The 397-nt window shown below is 67.3% G+C and carries 1 protein-coding gene; it reads right to left on the minus strand.

Going from position 1 to position 397, the window contains the following annotated elements; translation table 11 throughout:
* Window positions 1-30 precede the first annotated feature (30 nt).
* Window positions 31-397: thiamine phosphate synthase (locus JWG43_RS21130; protein WP_205244479.1), on the minus strand; the 367-nt coding region annotated here is incomplete at its 5' end.

The raw sequence follows: 397 nt of genomic DNA on the forward strand, positions 1-397 counted from the left end.
GGACGACACGGTTCCTAATATCCCCTGAAGTCAGGCCCGCAATTTTTCATTGAAACGCCTGACGGCCTCGGCTGCGCCGTCGGGATGGTTCCAGACCCCGCCGCTGACCGCCACGAAGTCGGCGCCGGCCTGGGCAAGCTCTGCAGCGTTGTCGACCGTGATCCCGCCGATGGCGACGCAGGGCGTCTCGACCGTCTCTTGCCACACCGTCAGGATGTCCAGCGGCGGGCGATGCACCGTTTCCTTTGTATCGGTGGGATAGAAGGCGCCGAAGGCGACGTAGTCGGCGCCGCCCTCTGCGGCGTCCCAGGCCAGGTCGCGGTCGTCGTGGCAGGTGACGCCGATCATGGCGTCCGGCCCCATGATACGGCGCGCCTCGGCCAGCGAGCCGTCTTCC

Origin of the sequence: Desulfobulbus alkaliphilus, from assembly GCF_016918545.1 — a bacterium.
In the GTDB taxonomy this organism is placed as follows: Bacteria; Desulfobacterota; Desulfobulbia; order Desulfobulbales; family Desulfobulbaceae; genus Desulfobulbus; species Desulfobulbus alkaliphilus.